Source organism: Pseudomonas sp. WS 5410, from assembly GCF_012985645.1.
GTDB lineage: Bacteria > Pseudomonadota > Gammaproteobacteria > Pseudomonadales > Pseudomonadaceae > Aquipseudomonas > Aquipseudomonas shahriarae.
Window position 1 is genome coordinate 379,493 of sequence record NZ_JAAQWS010000002.1, and the last position, 16,546, is coordinate 396,038.

Consider the following 16,546-nt stretch of genomic DNA (forward strand, 5'->3'; position numbering starts at 1 on the left):
CGACAGGGTTCGAAGGCGTAATCTGCCGAGCCTACCAGATGAAATAATCAGTTACTTCTTGGAGTGTGCATGTACCTCACCGAGTTTTTGACCGTGGCGTTGATTCACCTGCTGGCCGTGGCCAGCCCCGGGCCGGACTTTGCCGTGGTGGTACGCGAGAGCGTGACCCATGGCCGGCGTGCCGGCACTTGGACGGCGTTGGGCGTCGGTTCGGCGATTTTCCTTCACGTTGGCTACTCGTTGCTCGGTATCGGTTTGATCGTGTCCCAGTCCATCGTGCTGTTCAACGCCTTGAAATGGGCGGCGGCGGCCTACCTGTTGTATATCGGCTTCAAAGCCCTGCGGGCGCAGCCGGCCAAGCCTGCCAGTGAAGAAAACTTGCACCGCGAAGTGGGCGAGCGCAGTGCCCGCGGCGCCTTTACCTCGGGCTTTGTGACCAATGGCCTGAACCCCAAGGCCACGCTGTTTTTCCTGTCGCTGTTCACCGTGGTGATCAACCCCCACACGCCGCTGGCAATCCAGGCCGGTTATGGCCTGTACCTGGCCGTGGCTACCGCCCTGTGGTTCTGCATGGTGGCCATGTTGTTCAGCCAACAGCGCGTGCGTGCCGGGTTTGCGCGCATGGGCCATTGGTTTGATCGGAGCATGGGCGCGGTGCTGATTGCCATTGGTGTGAAAGTGGCCCTCACCGAGCGCTAAAGGCGCCGCTGGCTGAATGAATGCTGGCGTAAAGCTAGCATTCATCCGGCTCTGCAAATCATTCCTTCGGCTGATTTGGCCGGCGTGCAAGGTCTCTACAGTGCAAATCCTTTAGCCAAGACCGTGCAGTCATAAAAAGGGATTCGTATGTTGCAGACTCGTGTTATCCCGCCCGCCGAAGGCGCCTACCAATACCCGTTGTTGATCAAGCGCCTGTTGATGTCGGGTGCGCGCTACGAGAAAACCCGGGAAATCGTCTACCGCGACAAGCTGCGCTACACCTACCCCACCCTGATCGAACGCGTCGCCCGCCTGGCCAATGTGCTGACCGCAGCCGGGGTCAAGGCCGGTGATACCGTGGCCGTGATGGACTGGGACAGCCACCGTTACCTGGAATGCATGTTCGCCATTCCGATGATTGGTGCGGTGATTCACACCATCAACGTGCGCCTGTCGCCAGAGCAGATCCTCTACACGATGAACCACGCCGAGGACCGCTTTGTGCTGGTCAACAGCGAGTTCGTCGGCCTGTACCAGGCCATTGCCGGCCAATTGACCACCGTCGACAAGACCCTGCTGTTGACCGATGGCGACGAGAGAACCGCCGATCTGCCCAACCTGGTAGGCGAGTACGAAACGCTATTGGCCGCTGCCAGCACGCACTACACCTTCGAGGACTTCGACGAGCATTCGGTGGCCACCACCTTCTACACCACCGGTACCACCGGTAACCCCAAGGGTGTGTATTTCACCCACCGCCAACTGGTGCTGCACACCATCGGCGTGGCGACCATCATGGGCAGCGTCGACAGCGTGCGTCTGCTGGGCACCAACGATGTGTACATGCCCATCACGCCGATGTTCCATGTCCACGCCTGGGGCTTGCCGTATGTGGCGACCATGCTCGGTCTCAAGCAGGTCTACCCCGGCCGCTACGACCCGGAATACCTGGTGGAGTTGTGGCGCAAAGAGAAGGTCACGTTCTCCCACTGTGTACCGACCATCCTGCAGATGCTGCTCAACGCCAAGGCCGCCCAGGGCGTGGATTTTGGCGGGTGGAAAATCGTGATTGGCGGCAGTGCCCTCAACCGCTCGCTGTATGAAGCAGCCAAGGCCCGTGGCATCCAGCTGACAGCGGCCTATGGGATGTCCGAGACCGGCCCGCTGGTGTCCTGTGCCCACCTCAACGAAGAACTGATGGCCGGCAGCGAAGACGAGCGCACCACCTACCGGATCAAGGCCGGTGTGCCGGGGCCGTTGGTGGAAGCCGCGATCATCGACGGGGACGGCAACTTCCTCCCGGCCGATGGCGAGTCCCAGGGCGAACTGGTGCTGCGCGCGCCATGGCTCAGCGAGGGGTATTTCAACGAGCCGCAGAAGGGCGCCGAACTCTGGGAAGGCGGCTGGATGCACACCGGCGACGTGGCCACCCTCGATGCCTTCGGTGTGATCGACATTCGCGACCGTATCAAGGACGTGATCAAGACCGGCGGCGAGTGGATTTCATCCCTTGCCCTTGAAGACCTGGTCAGCCGTCACCCGGCGGTACGCGAAGTAGCGGTGGTCGGGATTGCCGACCCGCAGTGGGGCGAGCGCCCGTTTGCCCTGTTGGTGGTCCGTGAAGGCCACGGGATTGGCGCCCGCGAACTCAAGGAACACCTCAAGCCGTATGTCGAGCAGGGCCACCTGAGCAAGTGGGCAATTCCAAGTCAGATTGCCATTGTTACGGAAATTCCCAAGACCAGCGTCGGCAAGCTGGACAAGAAACGTATCCGTATCGACATCATTGAATGGCAGGCCAATAACAGCACCTTCCTGTCCACGCTCTGACCCCTCGTGCCGTGCCCGTTCGGGCACGGCAATGCTCTATTACAAGCCTTCGCCTTGTCATTTGCCGAATTTCAGCCATCCTCTTTTGCGTCAGCCCTCGCTGACATGGCGAAAGGGCTGTCGCAGACGGGTTGGTGATGCAAATCACACTTTAGAGGGATCAAGCGATACCCCCTGCTGGCTATAGTCCCTCCCAGAGTTTTTCAAGGATGTGGCGCTGCGGTCCTGGGTGGTCCGGTGGCTGTCTGGCATTGGAATCGTTGTATTCCGGCCGTTACAAGCGTGTTTGAAAAGGCTCACTGCCATAACAATAAAATGCACATGGAGTAGCGTCGATGACCTCAGTAAATCAGTTCTGGCGCCGGGCGAGATTACCCCTGGCGGTCAGTCTTGCCTCGACCCTCGCCGGGCCCGCATTCGGCGTCAGTTTCAACATTGGTGAGGTCGAAGGCAGCTTCGACTCGTCCCTGTCGGTGGGGGCCAGCTGGAGCACGGCCAAGCCCGATCGCGACCTGATTGGTGTCAACAACGGTGGCAAGGGGCTGTCGCAAACCTCCGATGACGGTCACTTGAACTTCAAGCGTGGGGAGACGTTCTCGAAGATCTTCAAGGGCATCCATGACCTGGAACTGAAATACGGCGACACCGGCGTATTCGTGCGTGGCAAATACTGGTACGACTTCGAACTCAAGGATGAAGGCCGCGAGTTCAAGGACATCAGCGACCACAATCGCAAAGAGGGCGCCAAGTCTTCCGGCGGGCAGATTCTCGATGCGTTCATCTACCACAACTACTCCATTGCCGATGCGCCGGGTTCGGTGCGTTTTGGTAAGCAAGTAGTAAGCTGGGGTGAAAGTACTTTCATTGGCGGTGGTATCAACTCCGTCAACCCGATCGACGTGTCTGCGTTCCGTCGTCCGGGTGCCGAGATCAAGGAAGGCCTGATCCCGGTCAACATGTTCTACGTGTCGCAATCCTTGACCGATAACCTGTCGGCAGAAGCGTTCTACCAGTTGGAGTGGGATCAGACGATCACCGACAACTGCGGGACATTCTTCTCGCAGCCTGATGTGATTGCTGACGGCTGCAGCGATAACTTGCGCTTGCTCAGCAAGCGTTCAGTGATCGCGGCGGGCGGTGGTTTACCGTTGATGAACGCGTTTGGCGTGAACATCAATGAGGAGGGTGTGCTGGTCAAGCGTGGCCCTGATCGCGACGCACGCGATAGCGGTCAGTTTGGCGTGGCGATGCACTACAACTTTGAGCCGTTGGACACTGAGTTCGGCGCTTATTTCATGAACTATCACAGCCGTGCGCCTATTTTCAGCGCCAGGGGCGCCTCCGCTGCGACCTACGCAGCAGCTAACGCATTGACGTTTACACCCGGCGCCAGCCAGTTGCGTCCTCTCATTGTGGCCGGTAACTCCAGCTACTTTGTCGAGTACCCGGAGGATATTCGGCTGTATGGCTTGAGCTTCTCCACCACGCTGGCGACAGGGACCGCATGGAGTGGTGAATTGAGCTATCGGCCGAATGCGCCAGTGCAACTCAATACCACCGATATTTTGTATGCGGGTGTAACGCCGCTGTTGGGCCTGGGGGCGGCTTCGCCACTTAAAGGCTCTGCTGACCAGGATCTGAACGGCTACCGGCGTAAGGAAGTTACCCAGTTCCAGACGACGTTTACGCACTTCTTCGATCAAGTGATGGGAGCAAGTCGCTTGACGTTGGTCGGTGAAGTGGGCGTGACCCACGTTGGTGGCCTGGAAAGCAGTAACAAAGCACGTTACGGGCGTGATCCGGTGTATGGCCCTGGGCGAGGCGCTCTTTGTGCAACGCTTAACGGCGGCACAATTGCCGGTGCCGGACCTGGCACCGATGCCAGCAACCTTACTGCCAATTGCAACAATGATGGCTTCACTACCGCCACTTCCTGGGGCTACCGTGGCCGGGCAATCTGGGAGTACCCGGATGTCTTCGCCGGCGTGAACCTCAAGCCTAACGTGGCGTGGTCCCATGATGTGAACGGTTACTCGCCAGGTCCTGGCGGCAACTTCGAAGAAGGTCGCAAAGCGGTGAGCCTGGGGCTGGACGCGGAATACCAGAACACCTACACGGCGAGCCTGGCCTACACCAACTTCTTTGGTGGCGACTACAACACCTCGGTTGACCGCGATTTCGTGGCCCTGAGTTTCGGCGCGAACTTCTAAGCACACTGCATTTCAGGAAGACCAGAACATGAAAATAACCAAAAGTCTGTTGCACGTGGGTGTGCTGGGACTGTCGATCATGGCCAGCAGCGTCATGGCGGCGGTCTCGGCGGATGAAGCTGCCAAGCTGGGCACCACGTTGACTCCGATGGGCGCGGAAATGGCCGGCAACGCTGCCGGCACCATTCCGGCCTGGAAAGCCCTGCCAACCAACGCTGGCGCCGTGGATGCCAAGGGCTTCCTGGCCAACCCGTATGCCAGCGAGCAGCCGCAGTTCACCATCACTGCGCAGAACGTCGAGCAGTACAAAGACAAGCTGGCGCCGGGGCAGTACGCGATGTTCAAGCGCTACCCGGAAACCTTCAAGATGCCGGTGTACACCACCCATCGCGGTGCCACCGTGCCGGCGCAAGTGTTCGCCTCCATCAAGAAAAACGCCACCAGCACCAACCTGGTAGGCGGTGGTAACGGCCTGGAAAACTTCGAAACCGCGATTCCGTTCCCAATCCCGAAAAGCGGGGTCGAGGTGATCTGGAACCACATCACCCGCTATCGCGGCGGCAGCGTGACACGCCTGGTGACCCAGGCCACGCCACAGGCCAACGGCTCGTACAGCCTGGTGTACTTCCAGGACCAGTTCGTGTTCCGCGACAAGATGAAGGATTACGATCCGGCAAATCCGGGCAATATCCTGTTCTACTTCAAGCAGAAAGTGACTGCACCTGCGCGTCTGGCCGGTGGTGTGTTGCTGGTGCACGAGACCCTGGACCAGGTAAAGGAACCGCGCGCCGCGTGGGTCTACAACGCCGGCCAGCGCCGTGTGCGCCGTGCGCCGCAAGTGTCCTATGACGGGCCGGGGACTGCCGCCGATGGCCTGCGGACTTCCGACAACCTCGACATGTACAACGGCGCCCCGGATCGCTACGACTGGAAGCTGGAAGGCAAGAAGGAAATGTACATCGCCTCCAACAGCTACAAGCTCGACGATCCGAAGCTCAAGTACGCCGACATCATCAAGGCCGGCCACATCAACCAGGACCTGGCGCGTTATGAACTGCGCCGCGTCTGGCACGTGGTCGCCACCTTGAAGGAAGGCCAGCGCCATATCTATGCCAAGCGTGACTTCTACATCGACGAAGACACCTGGCAAGCAGCGGTGATCGACCATTACGACGGTCGTGGCCAACTGTGGCGCGTAGCCGAAGCCCATGGCGAGAACTACTACGACAAGCAAGTGCCGTGGTACGCCCTCGAAACCCTCTACGACCTGCAGTCCGGCCGTTACCTGGCCCTGGGCATGAAGAACGAAGAGAAACAGGCCTATGACTTCGGCTTCACTGCCACCACCAACGACTTCACCCCGGCGGCTCTGCGTCAGGATGGTGTTCGCTAAACCGCGGTAAACAAGTCCGCACCTGTGGGGGTGGGCTTGTGTGGGGGCGGGCAAGTCCGCTCCCACACAAGCCCATCCCCACATTTGTTTTGGGCATCCGGAAAATAGTTGGTTATTTCTTGTTGTAGTCTTTTTCAGACAAATGTTGCAAAGATCTACAAAGCGACGGCTTTTAACGCTAGTCTGCGGACATCTGCAATGCCGACCACAGCCTACTACAAGAGCCCGGCGATGACTGATCTGTCCCCAATCCAAGGGCCTGCCAGTGCGATAATCCCCACGCTGGAAGGGCGCTTCTACCGACCCCCGCTGCCCGATGGCTATGTGCTGCGCCCGCGTTTGTGCGAGCGCTTGAGCGCCGGCCTGGACGGGCGTCTATTACTGGTCAGCGCGCCGGCCGGGTTTGGCAAGAGCTCGCTGGCGGTGGAGTTCTGCCAAAGCCTGCCTGATCACTGGCAAAGCCTTTGGCTGGGTCTCAGTTCGCGCGACAGTGATCCGGGGCGCTTCCTTGAGCGCCTGCTGGAAGGTTTGCAGCAGTATTTCCCGCAAGTCGGCGCCCAGGCCCTGGGTTTGTTGAAAATGCGCCAGCGCCATCAGCCGTTTGCCTTTGAAGAGTGGCTCGATGGCCTGCTCGACGAATTGACCGTCCACCTGTCCACACGCACCCCGTTATTACTGGTACTGGATGACTACCACCTGGCCCAGGGCCCGGTGCTGGATCGTTGCCTGCAATTTTTTCTCAACCATTTGCCCGATGGCCTGTTGGTGCTGGTCACCAGCCGCCAGCGTCCCGACTGGCATTTGGCACGGTTGCGCTTGTCCCGGCATCTGCTGGAGTTGCATGAACAGGACCTGCGCCTGACCAACGACGAATCCCTGGCCTTGCTCGACCGGCATAGCAGTTCGTTACGCGGTGAAGCCCTGGACAACCTGATCCGTCGCAGCGAAGGCTGGGTGGCCGGCCTGCGCTTCTGGTTGCTGGCGGCCGCCGAAGCCGGCAACGAGGCCGACTTGCCCCAAGGCCTGCATGGTGGGGAAGGGCTGATCCGTGACTATCTGCTGGAAGAGGTGATCGACTGCCTGCCGCCGGAAGTCCAGGCCTTCCTTTACGACACGGCCTCCCAGGAGCGTTTTTGCAGCGAGTTGTGCGACGCCGTGCGCGAGGCCCATGACAGCGCGGAAATTCTGCGCTACCTGCAAGCCCATCAGGTGTTCCTGGTGCCGCTGGACGAGCAGGGCCACTGGTACCGTTATCACCACCTGTTTTCCGATCTGCTGCGCACCCGGCGTTCGCCAAATGCGATGTTGCCGGCCGCCAGCCTGCACCTGCGCGCCTGCCGCTGGTTCAACGCCCAAGGCTTGCTCGATGAGGCCGTGGAGCAGGCCCTGCGTGCCGGGCATCCGGATGTGGCGGCGAATCTGGTGCAGAACCTGTCCGAAGAACAACTGTTGGCCGAGCAGAACGTCGGCATGCTCCTGCGCTGGAAGATGGACTTGCCCGACAGCCTGTTGATCAGCACGCCGCGCTTGATCGTGCTCTATAGCTGGGCGCTGGGGCTGGCCTGCCAGTTGGATGCGGCGGAAGAATTGTCCAGCCATCTCAGCCGCTTCCTGCCGGCACCGTCGGCCACTGCGCAGAAGTCGATGCTCGCCCAGTGGCTGGCCCTCAGCGGCATCATCGCCCGTGGGCGCGGCGACCGGGAACTGACCCACTTGTATTGCACAGAAGCCCTGGAAAGCTTGCCGCACAAGCGTTACGGCCAGCGCTTGATGTGCCTGTCGACCTTGTCGAACCTGGCCATCGTCGACGCCGACCTGTGGCGTGCGCGGGGCTTGAATCGAGAATCCCTGGAACTGGCGCAACGCGTCGGCAACCCGCTGTTCGAGGCCCTGGCCCATTACGACCGGGCACGGGTGCTGCAGGCGCGTGGGGAAATCCTGCGCTCCCTGGACGAGGTGCGCGAGGGCCTGCAACGCTTGCAGGGCCTGGCATCCCAGCGCCTGTATGCGGTGCGCGCACGCCTGTCGTTGTATGAAGGGTTCCTGCTGCTGATGCGTTGCCAGCCGGAGGCCGGCCTGTTGCGTTTGCGTACAGGGCTTGCCGAAGCCCGCGCCTGCCGGGATATCAGCGTATTGATCGGCCACTGTGTCATCGCCAACCTTGAGGGGCGCCGTGGCGACTTTCCCAAGGCCTTTGCCGAGCTGGCCGAGGCCGAGCGGTTGATGCATATCTGGGACGTGCCGCCGATCTACTACCTGGCCATGATCACCCTGATCAAATGCGAGTTGTGGCTGGCCCAGGGCCGTACCGACCTGGCCGATGCCTGGCTGGTGCGCCTGGGGCAAACCTATAACGGCGAGCAGGCCGCCGCCGCCCCGGAGTTTCATCCACACCTGGCGCAACATATCGAACTGCAACAGGCGGCCCTGGACGCCATTCGCGGCCAGTGTGAAAGTGCCCGGCGGCGACTCGATGGGCTGGCGCGACAAGCCGAAGGCAAAGGCCAGCAGATGATTGCGGTGATGGCCCTGAACCAGCACGTGCTGTTGTTGCTGGATGACGGTCAGGCAGTGTCAGCCCGGCCTCTGTTTGCCCGCGCCTTGCAAATGGCCAGCGGTGGCGCGTTGCAACCCTTCCAGCGCCTGTTGGAGCGTTATCCCGACTGGGTACGCGAGCAACTGGGCCAGGCGCCGAACGATTTGATGCGGCAAAGCCTCTGGGCCCTGCTGCCGGCGGTTGCCCCGCGCGAGCCGGTCGAAACCAGCCATTCCAGCGAAACCTTGAGCGCCCGTGAGCTGGCAGTGCTGCAGTTGATCGCCCAAGGGTGCTCCAACCAGGAAATCAGCAACCAGTTGTTTATCTCGCTGCACACCGTCAAGACCCACGCCAGTCATATCAACAGCAAACTGGGGGTCGAGCGCCGCACCCAGGCAGTCGCGCGGGCGCAGGAGATGGGGTTATTGGGGTAAGGGGGAGACTTGCGCCGCAAAAGCCGGATAATGGCGGCCAATTCGTTTGCTCCGCTATTCTGGTAATCCCGCATGGAAATCAAGGTCAATTTTCTCGACAACCTCCGGCTTGAAGCCAAGTTCGATGACTTCACCGTGGTGGCCGACCAGCCGATTCGCTACAAGGGCGATGGCTCGGCCCCCGGTCCGTTCGACTACTTCCTGGCTTCGTCGGCGTTGTGTGCGGCTTACTTTGTGAAGTTGTACTGCAGCACGCGCAATATCCCCACGGACAATATCCGCCTGTCGCAGAACAATATTGTCGACCCGGAAAACCGCTACAACCAGATTTTCAAGATTCAGGTCGAGTTGCCGGCGGATATTTCCGACAAGGATCGCCAGGGCATCCTGCGCTCCATTGACCGCTGCACGGTAAAGAAAGTGGTACAGGCCGGGCCCGAGTTTGTTATCGAAGAGGTGGAAAACCTCGACGCCGACGCCCAGGCGTTGCTGATGCCGGCGGCTGCGGCAGACGCGGGCACCTTCATCGCGGGCAAGGACCTGCCGCTGGAGCAGACCATCGCCAACATGTCGGCCATTCTCGCGGGCCTGGGCATGAAGATTGAAATCGCCTCGTGGCGCAATATCGTGCCCAATGTCTGGTCGTTGCATATCCGCGATGCCCATTCGCCGATGTGCTTTACCAACGGCAAGGGCGCGACCAAGGAAGGCGCACTGGCGTCGGCCCTGGGCGAGTTTATCGAGCGCCTGAACTGCAACTTCTTCTACAACGACCAGTTCTGGGGCGAAGACATCGCCAACGCGGCGTTTGTGCATTACCCGGAGGAGCGCTGGTTCAAGCCCGGCCGTAAAGACGCGCTGCCGACGGAAATCCTCGACGAGTACTGCCTGAAGATCTACAACCGCGATGGCGAGTTGCGCGGCTCACACCTGATCGATACCAACTCCGGCAATGAAGAGCGTGGCATCGTCTCACTGCCGTTTGTGCGTCAGTCTGACGGCGAGGTGGTGTATTTCCCCTCCAACCTCATCGAGAACCTCTACCTGAGCAACGGCATGAGTGCCGGTAACACCTTGGCTGAGGCCCAGGTGCAGTGCCTGTCGGAGATTTTCGAGCGTGCGGTGAAGCGCGAAATCATCGAAGGTGAATTCGCCTTGCCGGATGTCCCGGCTGAAGTGCTGGCCAAATACCCAAGCATCCTCGCCGGTATCCAGGCCCTGGAAGAGCAGGGTTTCCCGGTGCTGGTCAAGGATGCGTCCCTGGGCGGCGAGTTCCCGGTGATGTGCGTGACCCTGATGAACCCGCGCACCGGCGGCGTATTTGCCTCGTTTGGCGCCCACCCAAGCCTGGAAGTGGCGCTGGAGCGCAGCCTTACCGAGTTGCTTCAGGGCCGTAGCTTCGAAGGCCTGAACGACTTGCCGCAGCCGACCTTTGAAGGGCATGCGGTGACCGAGCCGAACAACTTTGTCGAGCACTTCATCGACTCCAGCGGCGTGGTGTCGTGGCGCTTCTTCAGTGCCAAGTCCGATTACGCGTTCGTGGAGTGGGACTTTTCCGGCCAGGGTGAGGATTCCAACGCCGAAGAGGCCGCGACTTTGTTCGGCATTCTCGAAGGCATGGGCAAGCAGGTCTACATGGCGGTGTACGAGCATATCGGCGCCAAGGCCTGCCGCATCCTGGTGCCGGACTATTCGGAAATCTATCCGGTCGACGACCTGATCTGGGATAACACCAACAAGGCGCTGTTCTTCCGCGCCGATATCCTCAACTTGCACAGACTGGATGAAGACGGCCTGCAAGCGCTGGTCGAGCGCCTGGTGGAAAGTGAACTGGATGACTACACCGATATCACCACCCTGATCGGCATTGAATTTGACGACAACACGGCCTGGGGCCAGTTGACGATCCTTGAGTTGAAGCTGCTGATCTATCTCGCCTTGCAGCAGTATGAAGAGGCGAAGGAAGCGGTGGAGATGTTCCTGCAATACAACGACAACACCGTCGAACGCGGCCTGTTCTACCAGGCAGTGAATGCGGTGCTGGAGATGCAGTTGGACGAGGATTTGGAGCTGGAAGACTACGAGGCCAACTTCCGCCGGATGTTTGGCAACGAGCGCATGGACGCCGCCATCGGTTCGGTGGAGGGCAGCGTGCGGTTCCATGGTTTGACCCCGACCAGCATGAAGCTCGAAGGCCTGGATCGACACCTGCGGCTGATCGACAGCTACAAAAAACTGCACGCCGCACGGGCCAACAGCTAGAAGGGAGTCCTTATGCACGCCACAACCCCCCGACTGATCCGCGAAACCTTCCCCGTCGGCCCGTTGCAGTGCAACTGCACAATCATCGGCGACCCGGTCAGCAAGAAGGCCATCGTGGTCGATCCAGGTGGCAACCATGAGCTGATCCTGGCGCGGCTCGATGCGCTGGGCCTGAAGGTGGTGAGCATCATCCACACCCATGCGCACCTGGACCACTTCCTGGCTTCCGGCCAGTTGAAAGAGAAGACCGGCGCCACGCTGCACCTGCACAAGGAAGATCAGTTCCTGTGGGATAACCTGGAAATGCAGTGCCAGATGTTCGGTGTGCCCTACACCCCGGTGCCGTCGCCGGATCGCTGGTTGGCCGATGATGAAGAGCTGGCCTGTGGCTGCGGGGTGGCCCTGCATACCCCTGGGCATACGCCGGGGTCGATGAGTTTCTGGTTTGCCGATGCCAAGTTGCTGATCGCCGGCGATACCTTGTTCCGGCGTGGGGTAGGGCGCACGGATTTGTGGGGTGGCGACCAGGCGACCATCGTGCGCTCGATCCAGCAGCGTCTGTACACCCTGGACGAAGAGGCGACCGTGGTGACAGGGCATGGCCCGGATACGCGCCTGGGGGATGAAATGCGCGAAAATCCGTTTGTCAGGGCCTGACAGGGCGAGGCTCTGCTAGGGTTGAGGTGAGCGTGCCGGTGTTTATCTTTTGTCACAGGTGCGCGGCGGAGCACGGAATTTTTGCCGTTTGTCGCGTTCCAAACTCGGCACAGGTCCATTGCCAATGTCCTCTGCATCACAGAATGCAAAAGTAGGAGCTTCCCTCATGTTCACTTCGCGTCGTCTGCTTGTTGTTGCTACCGCGGTAGCCCTATTGTCGGGCTGTGCTTCCCCTAACCCTTACGATGGCAGCCAGGGACAGGCGGACAACGGTTCACAAGGCATGAGCAAAACCGCCAAGTACGGCGGCCTCGGCGCGCTGGCGGGGGCCTTGGCCGGTGCAGCCATTGACCACAACAACCGTGGCAAGGGCGCGCTGATCGGCGCTGCCGTGGCCGGTATCGGCGCTGCCGGTTACGGCTATTACGCTGACCAGCAGGAAAAGAAACTGCGGGAAAGCATGGCCAACACCGGCGTCGAGGTGCAGCGCCAGGGTGACCAGATCAAGTTGATCATGCCGGGTAACATCACGTTTGCCACCAACTCCGATGCTATCGCCAGCAGCTTCTACACCCCCTTGAACAACCTGGCCGGGTCGCTCAAGCAGTTCAACCAGAACACCATCCAGATTGTCGGCTATACCGACAGCACCGGCAGCCGCCAGCTCAACATGGACCTGTCCCAGCGGCGTGCGCAAAGCGTGGCCAACTACCTGACCTCCCAAGGTGTGAGCCCGACCAACTTGACCACCCGTGGTGCCGGCCCGGATAACCCGATTGCCAGCAACGCTGATGTCAACGGTCGTGCGCAGAACCGTCGTGTCGAGGTTAACCTCGGCCCGATCCCGGGTCAGCAGTACGGCCAGCCTGCGCAGCAACAGCAGCAGAACAACCAGTTCCAGGGCAATCCGTACCAGCAGTACCAGTAACCGCCAGCCAATAAAAAGGGCGCCGTGCAGTCAATGCACGGCGCCCTTTTTTGTGGCTGGCGATTACATCAGTCGATGTATTCGAACAGCTTCACAATTTTCTGTACCCCGGACACACCCTGTACCAGGTTGGTGGCGCGGGTGGCTTCCTGCTGGGTCAGCAGGCCCATCAGGTAGACGATGCCGTTGTCAGTCACCACCTTGATCCGCGAGCCGGGGATCGCGCTGTCGGTGAGCATCTGCGCCTTGATCTTGGTGGTCAGCACAGCATCATTGCTGATTGCCAGCAGGGTGATGGGTTGTGCGACCTGCAATTCGTTATGGACTTTCTTGACCCGTTGTACGGTCGAAGCGGCTTGTTCGGCCTGGGTCTTGAGGTCGGCGCGCGGGGTTTGCCCGGCGAGGAGCACGATGCCGTTGAAGCTGGTCACGACGATACGCGATGCGCCGTTGCCCAGGTCGGTGGCGGCCTTGGCGACGTTGACGCCGACCTTGGTCTCGATCAGCGAGTCATCGATCTTGCTGCCAAAGGTGCGCGTGCCGCGGTCGTCCTGGATAGGGGAGTCGCGGGTCGCGGTGATGGCCGAGGTGCAGCCGCTGATAGCGAGGCACAGCGTGATGGCCATAAGGCTGAGGCGGTTAACGGTCATTCTTCACTCCCGAACAGTTGGCTGTCGATCAGATCGCACAGGCAGTGGATCGTCAGCAGATGGACTTCCTGAATACGTGCAGTGACATGGGCCGGGACACGGATCTCCACGTCTTCGGGCAGCAGCAGTGAGGCCATGCCGCCACCGTCGCGCCCGGTCAATGCTACGACAATCATTTCGCGATCATGTGCGGCCTGGATCGCTTGAATAATGTTTGCCGAGTTGCCGCTGGTGGAAATCGCCAGCAGCACATCGCCCGGTTGGCCGAGGGCACGGATTTGTTTGGAAAAGATTTCGTTGTAGCTGTAGTCGTTGGCGATCGAGGTAATCGTCGACGAATCGGTGGTCAAGGCGATAGCCGGCAGGCTCGGCCGCTCGCGCTCAAAGCGGTTGAGCAGCTCGGAGGAAAAGTGCTGGGCGTCGCCGGCCGAACCGCCGTTGCCGCACGAAAGCATTTTGCCTTCGTTGAGCAGGGCGTTGACCATGACCTGGCTGGCTTGCTCGATGTGCGGTGCAAGTACGTCCATCGCCTGTTGCTTGGTATCGATACTGGCCTGGAAAAGCTGGCGAATTCGGGATTGCATGTCCATCTGTGTGACCTTAAGTAGCGCGGCTGTATGGCACACGAATGTGCAGCCCGCAAAGCAAAGAGCAAAAGTGTGCGGTGAAGATGTCCGATCTGTGCCGGTGGCGCTCAGCCGTCGAAGGCGTTGCGCAGCCAGTTCAGACCAGCGGTTCCGTGGGGGCTGCTTTCTATGGCAACCACATCGAAACGGCAGGGGGAGTCAGCCCAGCGATGTTCACTGAGCAGGAAAAACTGCGCGGCGAGTATCAGCTTTTGACGTTTGCGCTCGTCGATACTGGCGAGCGCACCACCCCATTGTGCGTATTTTCTGTAGCGGACTTCGACAAATACTACTGTATCGCCGTCAAGCATGACCAGATCAAGCTCGCCGCGTTTACACAACCAGTTCTGCGCCAGCAGGCGCAGACCTTGTCGCTGCAAGTGTTCAAGTGCTTGTTGTTCGGCATCCTTGCCGGTTTCTGCGCTGGAGCGTGGGGGCATCAGCGCGGGGTATCGGGCAAACGTTCGATCTGACCACTGACAAACTTGGCCCACGGCATCTGGCGTTCGATCCGTTGGCTCGGGCTCATGCCCAGGTTGCCGGAAAGGCCGTCGATGCGGGTGTCGGGCAGCGCCTTGAGTTGACCCAGGCGTGGCGCCAGGCGGTAGGCGTCCACACCCATCGCATAGAGGCGGCCCAAGCTGCCATTGGCTTGTGGCCATTGTGTAGCAACCTGATTGCGCAGCGGGTCGGTGGTGTTGAGCAGCCACGGCGTTTCGCAGAACATAATGCCGTTCATGTCGTTGTACTGGTTCTTGTCGCCACTGGCACTGAACACGTGGGAGGTGGCATATACCGGCACATCGCCCGCGTATTGGAAGTTCAGCGTCGGCTTGATCTGTTGAGCCTGTTGCGGCGTCACGGCGAGGAAGATGAACTCGATATCCTGGCGACGCGATGGCTGTGCCGCGATGTCAGTGCCGACTGTGCTTTGCAGGCTCTTGGCGCGGCCTTCGCTCTGGCGCAGCTTGAACAGATCGGCGATCTGCTGGGCCAGGGCCACAGGCTGGTCGACATGTTCGACACCGATCAGGGTGCCGCCGTTGGCTTCCCAGTCCTGGCGGAAGGCCTTGAGTACACGGTCGCCCCACTCGCCTTTCGGCACCATGGCGGCTGCGCGATGCAGGCCGTCGGCGCGGGCACGGCGCGACACTTCACGGGCTTCGTCCTCGGCAGCCAGGCCGAACTGGAACAGTTGCGCAGGGGCTTGGTCGCCCTCGCTGTAGTTCAGGGCCAGGGTGGTGATGGGCAGTTGCGGGCGGGCACTGAGTTGTTTGACCAGCGGCTTTTCCAGCGGGCCGATCACCAGTTGCACGCCATCAGCCTGGGCTTTTTTGTAGAACTCATCGATGGAGCTGACGCGCGAGCTGTCATAGAACTCGATGACAGGTGGCTTCTGCCCGGCCTGTTGCGCCTGGTAGTGCGCGGCCATGAAGCCTTCGCGCAGGGCCTTGGCTACGCTGGCCAGCGGGCCTTGCTGCGGCAATAGCAGGGCGATTTTATTCAGCGGTTGGCTGGCCAGTTCCTTGAGTTTGGTCAGCGGCGTCGGCAGTTGCACTGCCGCCGGGTGCGCAGGGTTCTGCACGCGCCAGGTATCGATGGCGGCTTGCTGCTGCTCCAGGGTGCCGGCGTTTTTCACGGCCTGGGCCAGGCTGATCCAGCCGTCGAGGACCGGATTGCCGCTGGCCTGCAACTGCTCGCCAGGTACGGCGGCAATCAGGCTCCAGATGGCTTCGTGGTTGCTGGCGGCAGCATCGCCTGTCAGCAACGGAGCCATGGCCACGCGTTCGCGGGCGGCGGCCAGGGTCTGACCGTCGGCTTCATAGGCGCGGGCATGCACGCTGCCAGTGCGGATCTGTTGTTCCGGCGGCAACTCCTTGAGGTTTTGCAAGCTCGGATGGCTCAGCGCGGTCAACGCAGCCTTGGGCTGGTTGCGGCCCATGGCCAGTTCTGCCGTCAAGGTGCTGGCGAAGACCTGGGCGGCCGGCTTGAGGCTGTCCAGCGGCACTTGCGCGAGGATCTGCGCGGAGCGCCCAGGGTTGTTCTGGTGGAAGGCCATGTCCGCCGCGCTCAGGCGCAGCAGTGCAGCTTTTTCTGGAGTCTTGGCCGAAGTCGCCTGTTCGAGCAGTTGCTCGATGGTGGCATCCGGGGTCCGTGGGAGTTCGCCAAGGCTTGACGAGGGCGAGCTTGCGCAAGCCGCCAACAGGGCAGCCAGGCAAAGGGCAGAGAACAGCCGCAGGCAAGCGATCATGTAAGTGTTCCTGATACCGATCAAATTAGCGTGGAATTGTACCCAAGCACTGGCCCGGGCGCGATGTTAG

General features: G+C 60.6%; 12 protein-coding genes. 8 read left to right on the top strand and 4 right to left on the bottom strand.

What is annotated here, in order from left to right; translation table 11 throughout:
• Positions 1–69: 69 nt before the first annotated feature.
• The 8 genes from HBO24_RS05265 (at position 70) to HBO24_RS05300 (ending at position 12,949) form a co-directional block, all read left to right on the top strand.
• Complete coding sequence (locus HBO24_RS05265) at positions 70–699, top strand: LysE family transporter (RefSeq protein ID WP_170059368.1); 630 nt, start codon at positions 70–72, stop codon at positions 697–699.
• A 147-nt stretch (positions 700–846) separates the two neighbouring features.
• Positions 847–2,529 carry a fatty acid--CoA ligase gene (locus HBO24_RS05270; protein ID WP_170059369.1) on the top strand — a complete coding sequence of 561 codons (1,683 nt, stop codon included), beginning with the start codon at positions 847–849 and terminating at the stop codon, positions 2,527–2,529.
• A 335-nt stretch (positions 2,530–2,864) separates the two neighbouring features.
• On the top strand, positions 2,865–4,739 hold the full coding sequence (locus HBO24_RS05275; protein ID WP_169959752.1) for a DUF1302 domain-containing protein: 1,875 nt from the start codon (positions 2,865–2,867) through the stop codon (positions 4,737–4,739).
• A 28-nt stretch (positions 4,740–4,767) separates the two neighbouring features.
• Complete coding sequence (locus HBO24_RS05280) at positions 4,768–6,132, top strand: DUF1329 domain-containing protein (RefSeq protein WP_170059370.1); 1,365 nt, start codon at positions 4,768–4,770, stop codon at positions 6,130–6,132.
• Between the two features lie 231 nt (positions 6,133–6,363).
• On the top strand, positions 6,364–9,102 hold the full coding sequence (locus HBO24_RS05285; RefSeq protein WP_170059371.1) for a LuxR C-terminal-related transcriptional regulator: 2,739 nt from the start codon (positions 6,364–6,366) through the stop codon (positions 9,100–9,102).
• 72 nt (positions 9,103–9,174) lie between these two features.
• Positions 9,175–11,364: an OsmC domain/YcaO domain-containing protein gene (locus HBO24_RS05290; RefSeq protein ID WP_170059372.1), complete on the top strand. Its 2,190-nt coding sequence runs from the start codon at positions 9,175–9,177 to the stop codon at positions 11,362–11,364.
• 12 nt (positions 11,365–11,376) lie between these two features.
• Positions 11,377–12,021 carry an MBL fold metallo-hydrolase gene (locus HBO24_RS05295; protein WP_115128977.1) on the top strand — a complete coding sequence of 215 codons (645 nt, stop codon included), beginning with the start codon at positions 11,377–11,379 and terminating at the stop codon, positions 12,019–12,021.
• A 166-nt stretch (positions 12,022–12,187) separates the two neighbouring features.
• Entirely contained in the window at positions 12,188–12,949 is a 762-nt protein-coding gene (locus HBO24_RS05300; protein ID WP_029297808.1) for an OmpA family protein, read from the top strand.
• A 68-nt stretch (positions 12,950–13,017) separates the two neighbouring features.
• On the opposite strand, the gene HBO24_RS05305 is transcribed toward HBO24_RS05300, so the two are convergent.
• From HBO24_RS05305 to HBO24_RS05320, 4 genes are all read right to left on the bottom strand, one after another.
• Complete coding sequence (locus tag HBO24_RS05305) at positions 13,018–13,599, bottom strand: BON domain-containing protein (protein WP_057958495.1); 582 nt, start codon at positions 13,597–13,599, stop codon at positions 13,018–13,020.
• The gene (locus HBO24_RS05310) at positions 13,596–14,189 is read right to left on the bottom strand and encodes a phosphoheptose isomerase (protein ID WP_057438165.1); all 594 of its coding nucleotides are present in this window, start codon (positions 14,187–14,189) and stop codon (positions 13,596–13,598) included. The genes HBO24_RS05305 and HBO24_RS05310 overlap by 4 nt, the downstream gene beginning before the upstream one ends.
• 104 nt (positions 14,190–14,293) lie before the next feature.
• Positions 14,294–14,665, bottom strand: coding sequence for a YraN family protein (locus HBO24_RS05315; RefSeq protein ID WP_057438167.1), 372 nt, complete (start codon positions 14,663–14,665; stop codon positions 14,294–14,296).
• A complete protein-coding gene (locus HBO24_RS05320; protein ID WP_169959749.1) occupies positions 14,665–16,476 on the bottom strand; it encodes a penicillin-binding protein activator in 1,812 nt (603 codons plus the stop codon). Before HBO24_RS05320 ends, HBO24_RS05315 begins: the two co-directional genes overlap by 1 nt.
• Positions 16,477–16,546 lie beyond the last annotated feature (70 nt).

What these genes read in the sequence shown, in the direction of transcription:
- HBO24_RS05265 (WP_170059368.1), top strand. Translation starts at nt 70, where the DNA reads ATGTACCTCACCGAGTTTTTGACCGTGGCGTTGATTCACCTGCTGGCC.
- HBO24_RS05270 (WP_170059369.1), top strand. Translation starts at nt 847, where the DNA reads ATGTTGCAGACTCGTGTTATCCCGCCCGCCGAAGGCGCCTACCAATAC.
- HBO24_RS05275 (WP_169959752.1), top strand. Translation starts at nt 2,865, where the DNA reads ATGACCTCAGTAAATCAGTTCTGGCGCCGGGCGAGATTACCCCTGGCG.
- HBO24_RS05280 (WP_170059370.1), top strand. Translation starts at nt 4,768, where the DNA reads ATGAAAATAACCAAAAGTCTGTTGCACGTGGGTGTGCTGGGACTGTCG.
- HBO24_RS05285 (WP_170059371.1), top strand. Translation starts at nt 6,364, where the DNA reads ATGACTGATCTGTCCCCAATCCAAGGGCCTGCCAGTGCGATAATCCCC.
- HBO24_RS05290 (WP_170059372.1), top strand. Translation starts at nt 9,175, where the DNA reads ATGGAAATCAAGGTCAATTTTCTCGACAACCTCCGGCTTGAAGCCAAG.
- HBO24_RS05295 (WP_115128977.1), top strand. Translation starts at nt 11,377, where the DNA reads ATGCACGCCACAACCCCCCGACTGATCCGCGAAACCTTCCCCGTCGGC.
- HBO24_RS05300 (WP_029297808.1), top strand. Translation starts at nt 12,188, where the DNA reads ATGTTCACTTCGCGTCGTCTGCTTGTTGTTGCTACCGCGGTAGCCCTA.
- HBO24_RS05305 (WP_057958495.1), bottom strand. Translation starts at nt 13,599, where the DNA reads ATGACCGTTAACCGCCTCAGCCTTATGGCCATCACGCTGTGCCTCGCT.
- HBO24_RS05310 (WP_057438165.1), bottom strand. Translation starts at nt 14,189, where the DNA reads ATGGACATGCAATCCCGAATTCGCCAGCTTTTCCAGGCCAGTATCGAT.
- HBO24_RS05315 (WP_057438167.1), bottom strand. Translation starts at nt 14,665, where the DNA reads ATGCCCCCACGCTCCAGCGCAGAAACCGGCAAGGATGCCGAACAACAA.
- HBO24_RS05320 (WP_169959749.1), bottom strand. Translation starts at nt 16,476, where the DNA reads ATGATCGCTTGCCTGCGGCTGTTCTCTGCCCTTTGCCTGGCTGCCCTG.